The 13,046-nt window shown below is 68.6% G+C and carries 14 protein-coding genes; 6 read left to right on the plus strand and 8 right to left on the minus strand.

The window, feature by feature from the left end; genetic code table 11:
* Positions 1-6 precede the first annotated feature (6 nt).
* Positions 7-603, plus strand: coding sequence for an ankyrin repeat domain-containing protein (locus AC07UH_RS00955; protein WP_038664693.1), 597 nt, complete (start codon positions 7-9; stop codon positions 601-603).
* Positions 604-671: 68 nt separating this feature from the next.
* On the opposite strand, the gene AC07UH_RS00960 is transcribed toward AC07UH_RS00955, so the two are convergent.
* Together AC07UH_RS00960 and AC07UH_RS00965 are read right to left on the minus strand one after the other, a co-directional pair.
* Positions 672-1,343, minus strand: coding sequence for an HAD family hydrolase (locus AC07UH_RS00960; RefSeq protein WP_495179649.1), 672 nt, complete (start codon positions 1,341-1,343; stop codon positions 672-674).
* A complete protein-coding gene (locus AC07UH_RS00965) occupies positions 1,340-2,011 on the minus strand; it encodes a YggS family pyridoxal phosphate-dependent enzyme (protein ID WP_495179648.1) in 672 nt (223 codons plus the stop codon). The genes AC07UH_RS00960 and AC07UH_RS00965 overlap by 4 nt, the downstream gene beginning before the upstream one ends.
* A 20-nt stretch (positions 2,012-2,031) precedes the next feature.
* On the opposite strand from AC07UH_RS00965, the gene AC07UH_RS00970 reads away from it, so the two are divergent.
* Positions 2,032-2,550, plus strand: a complete 519-nt coding sequence (locus tag AC07UH_RS00970; protein WP_495179647.1) for a thiamine phosphate synthase — start codon at positions 2,032-2,034, stop codon at positions 2,548-2,550.
* A gap of 50 nt (positions 2,551-2,600) precedes the next feature.
* Here AC07UH_RS00970 and AC07UH_RS00975 read toward each other — a convergent pair whose 3' ends face one another.
* Positions 2,601-3,293: a hypothetical protein gene (locus AC07UH_RS00975; protein ID WP_495189847.1), complete on the minus strand. Its 693-nt coding sequence runs from the start codon at positions 3,291-3,293 to the stop codon at positions 2,601-2,603.
* Positions 3,294-3,535: 242 nt separating this feature from the next.
* Between AC07UH_RS00975 and AC07UH_RS00980 the strand changes: the two genes are divergently transcribed.
* From AC07UH_RS00980 to holA, 4 genes are read left to right on the plus strand one after another with little or no spacing between them, the layout of a single operon-like run.
* Positions 3,536-3,979: a DUF3576 domain-containing protein gene (locus tag AC07UH_RS00980; RefSeq protein WP_322848239.1), complete on the plus strand. Its 444-nt coding sequence runs from the start codon at positions 3,536-3,538 to the stop codon at positions 3,977-3,979.
* A gap of 8 nt (positions 3,980-3,987) precedes the next feature.
* Complete coding sequence (gene leuS / locus AC07UH_RS00985) at positions 3,988-6,489, plus strand: leucine--tRNA ligase (protein WP_495179646.1); 2,502 nt, start codon at positions 3,988-3,990, stop codon at positions 6,487-6,489.
* Positions 6,486-6,992 carry an LPS assembly lipoprotein LptE gene (gene lptE, locus AC07UH_RS00990; RefSeq protein WP_495179645.1) on the plus strand — a complete coding sequence of 169 codons (507 nt, stop codon included), beginning with the start codon at positions 6,486-6,488 and terminating at the stop codon, positions 6,990-6,992. The genes leuS and lptE overlap by 4 nt, the downstream gene beginning before the upstream one ends.
* Positions 6,989-8,008 (plus strand): DNA polymerase III subunit delta, encoded by a 1,020-nt coding sequence (gene holA / locus AC07UH_RS00995; RefSeq protein WP_495179644.1) that lies wholly within the window; start codon positions 6,989-6,991, stop codon positions 8,006-8,008. The genes lptE and holA overlap by 4 nt, the downstream gene beginning before the upstream one ends.
* A gap of 13 nt (positions 8,009-8,021) precedes the next feature.
* Here holA and AC07UH_RS01000 read toward each other — a convergent pair whose 3' ends face one another.
* Genes AC07UH_RS01000 through mnmG form a run of 5 tightly spaced genes read right to left on the minus strand, consistent with a single transcriptional unit; the run spans position 8,022 to position 12,898 of the window.
* A complete protein-coding gene (locus AC07UH_RS01000; RefSeq protein ID WP_495179643.1) occupies positions 8,022-8,765 on the minus strand; it encodes a dienelactone hydrolase family protein in 744 nt (247 codons plus the stop codon).
* Positions 8,765-9,667 carry a ParB/RepB/Spo0J family partition protein gene (locus AC07UH_RS01005; RefSeq protein ID WP_495179642.1) on the minus strand — a complete coding sequence of 301 codons (903 nt, stop codon included), beginning with the start codon at positions 9,665-9,667 and terminating at the stop codon, positions 8,765-8,767. The genes AC07UH_RS01000 and AC07UH_RS01005 overlap by 1 nt, the downstream gene beginning before the upstream one ends.
* Positions 9,664-10,452: a ParA family protein gene (locus AC07UH_RS01010; protein ID WP_495179641.1), complete on the minus strand. Its 789-nt coding sequence runs from the start codon at positions 10,450-10,452 to the stop codon at positions 9,664-9,666. Before AC07UH_RS01010 ends, AC07UH_RS01005 begins: the two co-directional genes overlap by 4 nt.
* Positions 10,449-11,066 carry a 16S rRNA (guanine(527)-N(7))-methyltransferase RsmG gene (rsmG, locus tag AC07UH_RS01015; RefSeq protein ID WP_495179640.1) on the minus strand — a complete coding sequence of 206 codons (618 nt, stop codon included), beginning with the start codon at positions 11,064-11,066 and terminating at the stop codon, positions 10,449-10,451. Before rsmG ends, AC07UH_RS01010 begins: the two co-directional genes overlap by 4 nt.
* The gene (gene mnmG, locus AC07UH_RS01020; RefSeq protein ID WP_495179639.1) at positions 11,063-12,898 is read right to left on the minus strand and encodes a tRNA uridine-5-carboxymethylaminomethyl(34) synthesis enzyme MnmG; all 1,836 of its coding nucleotides are present in this window, start codon (positions 12,896-12,898) and stop codon (positions 11,063-11,065) included. The genes rsmG and mnmG overlap by 4 nt, the downstream gene beginning before the upstream one ends.
* Positions 12,899-13,046 lie beyond the last annotated feature (148 nt).

Genomic DNA, 13,046 nt, shown 5'->3' on the forward strand with positions numbered 1-13,046 from the left:
CCCGCCATGAACCGTTCGCGCCTTCTTCTCGCGCTCGCGCTCTCCACCATCGCCGTGCCGGCTGCGGCGCAGCAACAATCGGAGAGCTACAAATTCCTCTCCGCGATCGAGAAGGAGGACGGCAAAGAGGTCACGACGATGATCGAGACGCCGGGCAGCACGATCATCAACACCAAGGCGGTGACCACCGGCAAGGGCGCGCTGCACATCCTCGTCGGCCATTCCGGCAGTCTCTACATGCAATATCTGCTGCAGCATAAGGCGGACCCCAACATCCGCGACGCCAAGGGCAATACGCCGCTGGTCCTCGCGGCGCAGGCGGGGCGCGAGGATCTGGTCGATCTGCTGCTGACCTACAATGCCAACATCAATCTCGCCAACAGCTCGGGCCAGACGCCGCTGATCGTCGCGGTCAACGCGCGCAACGAGCCGATCGCGCGCAAGCTGCTCGCCAAGGGCGCCGATCCCGACCAGACCGACAATCTCGCCGGCATGTCGGCGCGCGCCTATGCGCTGCGCGACTCGCGCAACCCGACGATGATCGCGCTGTTCAAGGATGCGCCCAAGAAGGCACGCGCGCAGGTGGCCGGGCCGAAATTCTGATCGCTCCGGCAGGTTCGGTCGCGGGCGGCGATCTCACCGCCCGTGCCGGGCCGGTCGAAGCACCGCGCTCAGCCTTGCAGCCCCAGCAACCGCGCCACCTCGCCGAAGTCGGACGCCACCGCATCCACGCCGAGCGCGCGCAGCCGCGCGTCATGGCCGATGCCGCAATGCGTCCCCGCGCACAAACCGACGACATAGCCGCCCGACGCCACCGCACCGGTCGCGCCGACCGGCGAATCCTCGAGGATCGCGCAATCGGCGATGTCGACGCCGATCGCCCTCGCGCCATACCAATAGAGATCGGGCGCCGGCTTGCCCTTCGTGACATGCTCGCGGCCGCTGTAGATATGGTCGCCGAACGCGTCCGACAGGCCGATATGGTCGAGGTGACGGCGGATCCACGCGGTCGGGCTCGACGACACCACCGCGCGCGGCAGGTCGGCGGGCAGCGACCGGACGAACGCCACCGCCCCGGCGACCGCGTCGATCCCCTCGGCCATCGCGCGCGCATCCTCCGCCTGCCGCGCGGCAGTGAAGCTGTCGGGCAGCGGGCCGCCGATCCAGCCCTCGACCGCGGTGCGGAAGTCGGCGCCGGCCAGCCCCATGAAATTGGCCATCGATTGTTCCGGCGTGGTCGGATGCCCCGCCGCGCTCAGCCATTCGGCGATCTGGCGGTTACCGGCATATTCGCTCTCGATCAGCACCCCGTCGAAGTCGAACAACAAGCCCTTGAACGTCATGCCTTGTCTCCCCGTGCGCCGAACAAGGCGCTGCCCACCCGCACGTGGGTGGCGCCGAGCGTCACCGCGGTCTCGTAATCCGACGACATGCCCATGCTGAGCCCTTCGAGTCCCGCCTCGCGCGCAAGTCTGGCGAGCAACGCGAAATAGGGCGCCGGCTCGAGCTCCGCGGGGGGGATGCACATCAACCCGGCCACCGGCAACCCGGCGGCGCGCGCCTGATCGAGCAGCGCCGGCAGATCGGCGATCGCACAACCGCCCTTCTGCTCCTCTGCGCCGATATTGACCTGCAGGAAGCAATCGGGCCGCCGCCCGGCCTTCGCCATCGCCTTGCCGAGCGCCTCGACCAGCGACGGCCGGTCGACCGCATGAATCGCATCGAACAGCGCCACCGCCTCGTCCGCCTTGTTCGACTGGAGCTGGCCGATCAGGTGCAGCGCGACGCCGGGATACGCATCGCGCAGCGCGGGCCATTTGGCGGCGGCCTCCTGCACCCGATTCTCGCCGAACACGCGCTGGCCCGCGTCGAGCAGCGGCCGGATCGTCTCGGCGTCATGCGTCTTGGAAACGGCGATCAGCGTGACGGCGGCGGGTTCGCGGCCGGCGAGACGCGCGGCGTGCGCGATGCCGGCGGTGACGTGGTCGAGCGGGCTGGTGGCGGCGGTCATGAGCGCCCTATAGCGGCGCGGTGGCCAATCTGAACCGCAATATCGATCCCCGCCGCCACGCCTGGCTGATGACCGACCCGCGCATCGACGACGCGCTGTTCGCGACGCTGCGCGCGCTGCCGCCGGGCGCCGGCGTGGTGTTTCGCCATTACGGCCTGTCGCGAGGCGAACGGCACCGGCTGTTCCTGCGGGTACGGCGGCTGGCGCAGGCGCGTGGTCTGCGGATCAGCGCCGGTGGTGGGCTACCGGGTGCGCCGGCGCATGGCGGACCCTGTGCCGCGACCCATCCGGTCCACGATCGGCGACAGGCGGTCGCGGCGCGCCGCGCGGGGGCGACGTGGCTGTTCGTCTCGCCGGTCCATGGAACGCGGTCGCATCCGGGCGCAGCGCCGCTCGGCGTGCGCCGCGCCGTGGCAATGGCGCAGGGCGGCAGCGGCCGGAACGTCGCTTTGGGTGGAATGACGGCGGCGCGCTGGCTCAGACTGCGGCATTACGGATTCGACGGCTGGGCGGCGATCGACGGGCTGACGGCCCGCTGATCGCCCGCGCAAATCACGATCGGACCAGCCCGGCCCGATCATGCATCAGGTCAGAAGCGGAACGCCGTCCCGACGTAGACCGACTGGCTGTCGCGCCGATCGTCGTCGAGCCGCGCCAGCCGCTCGCGATCCGAGCGGTAGCGCATGCCGGCGGTCACATCGAGATTGCGCGTCAGCGAATAGGAGCTGCTGACGTCGACCGAATAGCTCGGCAGTTCCTGCGTCAGCTTGGGCGTATTCTCCAGCGGCCGGTCGGCTACGGCGACCAGACGGCTGCTCGCGCGACCCGCACGATAGCTGACCGCGACGTCGGTCGATTCGCGGCTGCCCGGGATCGGCCCCAGATCGATGCGGTTGACCGCACCCGACACCGCAAACCGCTTCCAGCCCACCGACACGCCGAGGTTATAGGCGATCGGCTGGATGCCCACCGTCGGTGCGGCCACGGCGCTGCTGCGACCGGCGTCGGCGAAGGCGGTGCGCGTCGAGCGGGCACGGACCGCGACGGTCACCGCGCGCTTGTCCTGCTGCGCCTCGGCGGGCGTGAAGCGGAAATCGGCCTCGTCGAGGCCTCCGCGCGCGATCGCCGCGGCGAGCCGCGGATCGGCGGCGGCGGGCGTGAACGAGCCGGCGAAGCGCGACACCATTGGCCGCTTGGCGGGGGCGGGGCGTTCGCTGGCGCCGAAAGCGGGCGCGACCATGATAGCGGTAACGCAGAGCGTCGCCGTCATCACTACAGTCACTGCACGCCCCATGGCACGCTTGGCAAACACTAGCAGTCCCCTCGACTCCCGCTGCAACGCGCCTAACACGATTCAGGCCCACACCAATATGGAACCTTGATCGTCCGATGCATCATTTCCCCCGACTGTTGCATTAGTCCCACAGATCGCGGTCCCATCGCGGTCACGACGCGTCGCTTGCGGGTCCCCCCCTGCATCTATAGAGCGAAAAGCGCCCTTTTTATCGCAGGACAGTTACGCCCATGATCCGCTCGTTGCGCACCGCCCTCATGGTCGCCGCCATTGCGCTGCCGCTCGCCGCTTGCGGCGGCCGCGGTGGCAACGCCGTCGCCAAGACCGACCTCGCCGCGTCGAAGGTGACGACGATCGGCGTCAACGCCTATCTGTGGCGCGCGAGCCTCGACACGCTGTCGTTCATGCCGCTGGTCCAGACCGATTCCAACGGCGGCGTCATCGTCACCGACTGGTACGTCAACCCGCAGGTGCCGACCGAGCGGATGAAGGTGACCGTCTCGATCCTCGACCAGGATCTGCGCGCCGATGCGGTCCGCGTCGCGGCGCTGCGCGAGGTCAACCGCAGCGGCCAGTGGGTTTCCGCCCCCGTCGCCGCCGCGACCACGCAGAAGCTGGAAGACGTCATCCTCACCCGGGCCCGCGATCTGCGCCGCGCGTCCATCGCGGGCTAATCCAGACCATGGTTACGCGTTTCAACGCGCTGCAAGCGGACTCGACCTGGCAGAAGGTCTGGGACGACCGCCAGACCTTTGCCGCCCGCGACGATAGCGGCAAGCCGCAGAGCTACGTGCTCGAGATGTTCCCCTATCCGTCGGGGCGCATCCACATGGGCCACGTGCGCAACTACACGATGGGCGACGTGCTCGCGCGCTTCCGCCGCATGCGCGGCTACGAAGTGCTCCATCCGATGGGCTGGGATGCGTTCGGCATGCCCGCCGAAAATGCGGCGATGGAAAAGCAGGTCCATCCCGGCAGCTGGACGCGCGAGAATATCGCGACGATGAAGGCGCAGCTGAAGCGGCTCGGCTTCGCGCTCGACTGGAGCCGCGAACTCGCCACCTGCGAACCCGATTATTACGGCCACGAACAGGCGCTGTTCCTCGACATGTTCGCCGCCGGGCTGGTCTATCGCAAGGAATCGGCGGTCAATTGGGACCCGGTCGACATGACCGTGCTCGCCAACGAACAGGTGATCGACGGGCGCGGCTGGCGTTCGGGCGCGCTGGTCGAGAAGCGCAAGCTCAACCAGTGGTTCCTCAAGATCACCGACTTCGCCGACGAGCTGATCGAGGGGCTCGGCAAGCTCGAACACTGGCCCGACAAGGTCAAGCTGATGCAGGAGAACTGGATCGGCAAGAGCCAGGGGCTGACCTTCGGCTTCGCGGTGTCGGACGGCGGCACGGTCGAGGTCTTCTCGACCCGCCCCGACACGATCTTCGGCGCGAGCTTCGTCGCGGTCGCCGCGGATCACCCGATCGCGCAATCGATCGCCGAGCGGCCCGAGGTCGCGGCATTCATCGAGCGCTGCAAGCAGGGCGGCACCACCGCCGCCGAGCTGGAAACGCAGGAGAAGCTCGGCTTCGACACCGGCCTCACTGCCGCGCATCCGTTCGACGCAACCCGCCGGTTGCCGATCTACATCGCCAATTTCGTGCTGATGGATTACGGCACCGGCGCGGTGATGGGCGTCCCCGCGCACGACCAGCGCGATCTCGACTTCGCGCGCAAATACGGCATCCCCGTGCAGCGCGTCGTCTCCGACGGCGACCAGACCGATCCCGTCTTCACCGGTGACGAGGCCTATACCGGCCCCGGCGCTCTGGTGAACTCGCACTTCCTCGATGGCATGGACGTCGAGGATGCCAAGCGCGAGGTGATCCGCCGCGCCGAGGCGGGCGGCTGGGGCAAGGGCTCGACCGTCTATCGCCTGCGCGACTGGGGCGTCAGCCGTCAGCGCTATTGGGGCACGCCGATCCCGATCATTCATTGCGAGGCATGCGGCGTGCAGCCGGTCCCCAAGGACCAGCTTCCCGTCGTGCTGCCCGAGGACGTGTCCTTCGCCGTCCCCGGCAACCCGCTCGATCGCCACCCGACGTGGAAGCACGTCGATTGCCCGGCATGCGGCAAGCCGGCGGTGCGCGAGACCGACACGCTCGATACCTTCGCGGATTCGTCGTGGTATTTCATCCGCTTCGCCAGCCAGCCCAAGGACCGGCCGTTCGATCGTGCGGTCGCAGAGAGCTGGCTGCCGGTCGGCCAGTATATCGGCGGGGTCGAGCATGCGATCCTCCACCTGCTCTACGCGCGCTTCTGGACGCGCGCGCTCAAGCATATGGGGCAGCTCGATATCGCCGAGCCGTTCACCGGCCTGTTCACGCAGGGCATGGTGACGCACGAGACGTACAAATCGGCGGACAACCGCTGGCTCTCTCCCGATGACGTCCGCGACGGGCTCGAGGTCGCCACCGGCCAGCCCGTCACCGTCGGCCGCGTCGAGAAGATGTCGAAGTCGAAGAAGAACACCGTCGATCCCGAGCCGATCGTCGATCGTTACGGTGCAGATGCGACGCGCTGGTTCATGCTGTCCGATTCGCCGCCCGAGCGCGACCTGCCGTGGAGCGAATCGGGGATCGAGGGCGCGTGGCGCTTCATCCAGCGGTTGTGGCGGCTGTTCGACGGCGACGACGGCGCGGCCCCCGGCGAGGGCGGCGACGTCGCGCTCGACCGCAAGCTGCACCAGACGATCCTCGGCATCGAACAGGATATCGAGGCGCTCGCGTTCAACAAGGCGGTCGCCAAGCTGTACGAACTCTGCACCGCGATCGAACGCGCGGAGCCGAGCCCGTCGCGCAACAATGCGATCTACACGCTGATGCTGCTGGTTGCGCCGATGGTGCCGCATGTCGCCGAGGAAGCCTGGGCCGCCAAGGGCTTCGATGGCCTGATCGCCGACGCCGCCTGGCCGGAGGTCGATCCCAAATTGCTCGTCGAGGACGAAGTGACGATCGCGGTGCAGGTCAACGGCAAGCTCCGCGACACGCTGACGTTGCCCAAGGACATGGCGCGCGAGGATATCGAGGCCGCCGCGCTCGCCGCCGACAAGATCGCGCGCCTGCTCGACGGCAAGCCCCCCAGGAAGGTGATCGTCGTGCCCGGACGCCTCGTGAACATCGTCGCATGACCAAGGCTCCGATCAGGAGCGTCCTGCTCCTCGCGCCGCTCGCGCTGCTCGTGTCGGGTTGCGGCCTGCGCCCGCTCTACAGCGGCGGGTCGGGCGGCGCCGTCGCCGGCACGCTCGCGCATATCGAGGTGACGCCGATCGACGGCAAATCGGGCTGGCTGATGAGCAACGCGCTGCGCGACCGGCTCGCCGCCGGCGGCACGCCGCAATATCGGCTCGACGTGCGGCTCGACGACAAGATCGCCGGCTTCGGCGTCCGCCGCGACGACAGCGTCACCCGCGAACGCCGCACCTTGCGCGCGCGCTTCCAGCTGGTGAACCTCGCCGACGGCAGCGTGCTGCTCGACGACACCGCCGGTTCGGACGCGGGCATCGACGTCGTCCAGTCCGAATATGCGACGATCGCGGCGGAGAATACCGCGCTCGAACGGCTCGCCGGCATCGTCGCCGACCAGATCGTCGCGCGCGTCGCCGTCTACGCGCGCAGCCGCCCGGCACGATGAAAGCCAATGCGCGCGACATAAGGTCCGCGCTCGAACACCCCTCGCCCGATATCCGCCTGTATCTGCTGCACGGGCCGGACGGCTCGGCGACCGCCGAACTCGCCGCCTTGCTCGCCAAGGCGATGGGGCCGGAGGCGGAACGCGTCGATCTCGACGGTGCGACGCTCCGCTCCGACCCGGCGCGCCTGTCGGACGAGGCGGCGTCGATGTCGCTGTTCGGCGGTGCGCGGCATATCCGCGTCTCACCGGCGGGCGAGGAATGCCTCGACGCATTCACCGCGCTGCTCGCGGCGGATCATGCCGGCAACCCGGTGGTTGCGCTTGCACCTACGGTCAAGTCGACCGCCAAGATCGTCAAACTGGCGATCGACTCCCGCCGCGCGATGGCCTTCGCCGCTTATGAACCGAGCGCCGCCGATCTCGAACGGCTCGCGGCGGCGATGGCGCGCGACCAGGGCCTGCGCCCGACCAACAGTGCGGCGACACGGCTCGCGGCGACCTGCGGCGGCGATCGCGCGGTGCTGTCACGCGAGATCGAGAAAGTGGCGCTGTTCCTCGACGCCGCCCCCGATCGCCCGCACGACCTCGACGATGCCGCGCTCGACGCGATCGGTGCCGATCTCGGCGAGGCGGAGATGACGCAGGTGGTCGAGGCGGTCGTCACCGGCCATACCGCCGCGCTCGGCGCCGAACTCGGCCGGTTGGGCGAGGCGGGCACCTCCCCCATCCCCTGGCTGCGCCTGCTTGCCCGGCGGCTGATGACGCTCGCCGAGATGAAGGCGGAGATCGATGCCGGCGCGACGCAGGACACCGTCTTCAAACGCCACCGCATCTTCTTCAAGGAGGAAGCCGCCACCGCACAGGCGCTGCGCCGCTGGACGCCGGCGATGCTCGCCACCGCGCTCACCCGCGTCCGCCATGCCGAACGCGCGATCATGGCGAGCGGCAATGCCGGCAGCGTGCTGGCGGATCACGCGCTGACCGAGTTGACGCGGGGCGTCGAACGCCGGGGTTAGCTCCCGCCAGATCCTAGCGCAGCACCCGCCCGAACAGCGCCAAGGCCCAGCCCGTCGCCGCGACGAACAACGCCGGATCGTAGCGCGGCCCCTCGTCGCGCAGGAAGGCATGCTGTCCGTTGACCTCATGCCATTCGTAGCTCGCGCCGACCGCCTCGAGCCGCGCCCGGATCGTCTCGCGCCCGGCGAAGGGCACATGCGGGTCCTGCCGCCCGAATACGAACAGCGTCTCGGCGCGCAACTCCGCCACCCGCGCGAGGCTGTCGTCCGACCGCCCCTCGCCCAACAGACCCGAATGGATATCGGTCGGATAGAAAAACGCCGCCGCGCTCACCCGCGGGTCGAGCGCCGCGCGATAGGCGAGATGCCCGCCGAGACACACGCCGACCGTCCCCAGCCGCCCCGAACAGGCCGGATGCCCGGCCAACGCATCCAGCACCAACACCGCATCGGCATCGAAGGCCGCGACCGGCTTGGTAACCTTGAGATCGTTGCCGCGCGCGGTGCCCTCGGCATCGTAGCGCAGCACCGTCCCCGGTGCCTCATACTCGTGATAAACCTCGGGCACCGCGACGACATAGCCATGGCCGGCGAAGAACGCCGCCAGCCGCCGGATCGGGTCGGTGACCTGATAGATCTCCGAATAGAGCACCAGCCCGGGGAACCGCCCCTCCCCCGCCGGCCGGAACCAATGCACCCGCATCGTCCCACCCGCCGCGGTCGGCAGATCGTCCTGTTCGTCGCTGCGCAGGATCATCAGATCGAATCCCCGGTCAGCCGCTGGCAGACCATGTCGAGCTGATCGAGCGTCGAATAGGTCAGCGTGATCGTCCCGCCCTTCTCGCTATGCGCGATGCGGACGTGCAGCCCGAGCAGATCGGACAATTGCCGTTCCAGCGCCGCGATGTCCGCGTCCGGTGCGGGTGCCGGCGAACGGTCGCGAATGCCCCCTGCCCGCTCCGGCTTGGCGCCCTTGGCGAGCTTTTCGGTCTCGCGCACCGACAGCCCGCGCGCCACCACCTGTTCGGCGAGCATCTCGACGTCGCGCGACCCGAGCAACGCGCGCGCATGCCCCATCGACAACGAGGCATCGGTCACCCGATCCTGCACCGCCTCGGGTAATTCCAACAATCTCAATAGGTTAGCGACGTGGCTGCGCGACTTGTGGACGATCTTGGCGAGCGCCTCCTGCGTATGGCCATATTCGCCGGCAAGCCGCTGATAGGCCTGCGCCTCTTCGATCGCATTGAGATCCTGGCGCTGGATGTTCTCGATCAGCGCGATCTCGAGCGTCTGCGCATCGTCGAAGTCGCGAACGACGACGGGCACCTCGTGCAGCCGCGCACGCTGCGCCGCCCGCCAGCGCCGCTCGCCCGCGACGATCTGATAATCGTGGCCATGCGGCCGCACGACGATCGGCTGGATCAGCCCGCGCGACGCGATCGATGCCGCCAGTTCGTCGAGCAGCGCATCGTCAAAATGGCGCCGCGGCTGGCCTGGATGCGGGGTCAGCGCGCTGACCGGCAACATGCGCACGCCCGACGGGACCTTGCCCTCGGCACCGGGGCTAACCGGGGCCTCGCTCGCCATCTCGCCGAGCAGCGCGCTCAGGCCACGGCCGAGCCCTGCGGGCCGGCTGCGCTTCGCCGCATCGCTCATGCCGCCGCCGCGGTTGCGGGAGGCTTCGGCAGACGCGCGATCAGCTCGCGCGCGAGATCGATATAGGCCTGCGACCCCGAACAGCGATAATCGTAGATCAGCGCCGGCAGCCCGTGGCTCGGCGCCTCCGACAGGCGGACGTTGCGCGGAATCACCGTATCGAACACCACCTGCCCCAGCACCGCGCGCACGTCGGCCGACACCTGCTCGGTCAGCCGGTTGCGGCGATCGTACATCGTCAGCGCGACGCCGAGGATCGCCAAACCGGGATTGAACCGCTCGCGGATGCGCTCGACGGTGGTCAACAATTGCGACAGCCCCTCCAGCGCGAAGAACTCGCATTGCAGCGGCACCAGCAATTTGTCCGCGGCGACCATCGCGTTGATCGTCAGCAGCCCCAGCGACGGCGGACAATCGATCAGCACGATGTCCCAGCGGTCCTTCGTCTGCGCGAGCGCGCGGTCGAGACGATGCGTCCGGTGTTCGAACTCGACCAGCTCGATCTCCGCGCCCGACAGATCCTGCGTCGCCGGCACCAGATCGAGCCGCGGCACCTTGGTGGTGATCACCGTGTCGCCGATCTCGGCCTCGCCGATCAGCACGTGATAGCTCGAGCGGCCACGCTGCGCTTGGCTGATCCCGAGCCCGGTCGAAGCATTGCCCTGCGGATCGAGGTCGATCAGCAATACGGTCTTGCCCGTCGCCGACAGAGCGGTGGCGAGGTTGATCGCACTGGTGGTCTTGCCCACGCCGCCCTTCTGGTTGGCCACCGCAATACAGGTCATCGCGCGCGTCCTTGGTTGCGATCCACGATCAGGATCGAGGATTGAGGATCGGTCAAACTATGTTCCACGTGAAACACTTTGGTTCGGTCACGCTGTAGGCGGGCCAATTCTTCGGCCTCGATCCGTCCGCGGGGGAGGATCCAGCGTGTTGCTGGTGTGGCGCAATGCTCCGACGCTTGCAAAAGCTTTTCGACCGACGCGACCGCGCGTGCCGAGATTATCGCGAACCGCCCTTCGATCCCCTCGACCTTGGCTGCCGAAACGGTGGCATGATGCAGCCCAAGCCGTTCGACGCACGCTTGCAGGAACGATGCCCGCTTCTTGCGCGGTTCGACCATCGTCACCGGATCGTCGCGCAGGATCGCGACGACCATACCGGGGAATCCACCGCCCGTCCCGATATCGAGCCAGGCCCCGGTGGACTGTTTCACGTGGAACAATAGCTGCGCCGAATCCACCCCGTGCCTTGCCCAGATGGACGCGACGCTCGCCGGCGAGATCAAATTCTGGAGTTCGTTCTCCTCGCGAACGAGGTCGAGAAAGGCCGCCACCTGTGCGGTCTTCGTCTCGCCGAACCGGTCGACGAACCACGTCCGTGCGTCATCCTCGATCATGCCGCCCGCCGCTGTGCATAGAGATAGATCGCCGACAGCGCTGCGGGCGTGACGCCGCGCACCCGCGCCGCCGCGCCGAGCGACGCCGGACGCGCCTTGCCGAGCCGGTCGATCATCTCGTTCGACAGTCCGGGGATCGCCGCATAATCCAGCTCCGCCGCGAGGGGCACCGCCTCGTCGCGTCGCATCCGCGCGACCTCCTCCGCCTGTCGCTCGATATAGGGGGCATAGCGCGCATCCTCGACGACCTCGTCGACGATCGCCGCCGGTGCCATCTGCCGCACCCCCGGCGCGACGCGGTCGAGATCGAGCTCGCCCATCCGCAGCCATTCGTACAGGCTGCGACGGCTGCCATCCTGCGCGACATGGACGCCCGCCGCCGCAATCCCCGCGGCGGTGACCGTCTGCGTCAGCGCGTCACGCACCGCCGCTTTTGCCTCCCCCCGGCGACGCTGCTGCGCCAGTCGCTCGTCACCGAGGCACCCGAGCATCTCGGCAATCGGACCAAGCCGCGTCTCGGCATTGTCGGCGCGCAACGACAGCCGGTATTCCGCGCGCGCGGTCAGCATCCGATACGGCTCGGTGACGCCTTGCAGGACAAGGTCGTCGATCATGACGCCGGTATAGCTCGACGCGCGGTCGAGCACGCACGGCGCCAGATCGCACGCCGTGGCCGCAGCATTGAGGCCGGCGACGAGCCCCTGCCCCGCCGCCTCCTCATAGCCCGTCGTGCCATTGAGCTGGCCCGCGCAATAGACGCCGGGGATCGCCGCCAGCGCCAGCGTTGCATCGAGCGCCCGCGGGTCGAGGTAGTCATATTCCACCGCATAGCCCGGCATGGTGATCCGCGCCCGCTCCAGTCCGGCGATGCTGCGGATCATCGCGGCCTGCACGTCGGTCGGCAGCGAGGTCGACAGGCCGTTGGGATAGACGGTGGCATCGTCCAGCCCCTCGGGTTCGAGGAACACCTGATGCCCGTCACGATCGCCGAAGCGATGCACCTTGTCCTCGATCGAGGGACAGTAGCGCGGCCCCTGCCCTTCGATCGCACCGCCGAACAGCGGCGACCGGTCGAGCCCGCCACGGATCAGGTCATGCGTCGCCGCGGTCGTCCGCGTCACCGCGCAGGCGATCTGCGGCAGCAGCCGGCGTTCGGTCATCGGCGACATCGTCCAGGGCTGGACGTCCGACCGCTGTTCCTCGAGCTGCGCCCAATCGATCGTCCGCCCGTCGAGCCGCGGCGGCGTCCCGGTCTTCAACCGGCTGAGCGGCAGCGCCAGCGCGCGCAATTGCTCGGCGAGCTTGCGCGCCGGCCGCTCGCCGATCCGGCCACCCTCGTGACGCTCGTCGCCACGGAACATGCGCCCGCCAAGGAACGTACCCGTGGCCAGTACCACCGTCCTGCCACCGATGCGGCTGCCGTCACCCAGCACGACACCATCGACGCGCGCGCCATTGAGACTAAGCGCCTCGACATCCCCCTCGGCGATCGTCAGCATCGGCAGCCCGGCAAGCATCCGCCGGATCGCCGCAGCATAGCGCCGGCGGTCGGCCTGCACCCGCGGCCCCTGCACCGCCGCGCCCTTGCTGCGATTGAGCATCCGATAATGGATCGCCGCGGCATCGGCGGCCCGCCCGATCAGCCCGTCGAAGGCATCGACCTCGCGGACGATATGCCCCTTGCCGAGGCCGCCAATCGCGGGATTGCACGACATCGCGCCGATCTGTCCGCGGTCATGACTGAGAAGAAGGGTCCGGGCGCCCCGCCGCGCGGCAGCCGCGGCGGCTTCGGTTCCGGCGTGGCCACCGCCAACGACGATCACGTCATACATGCCGTTCGCCTATGCGAGCAGAGACCGGAGGTCAAAAGTGTTCCACGTGGAACACGACATTTGGGCGCCAATTCTATGTTCCACGTGGAACATTCACCCACGAATGTCCCTCTTCGGCACCCGCCCTAACCCCGCTATCGATCGCGAC

Source organism: Sphingomonas sp. GW821-FHT04B01, from assembly GCF_059420425.1.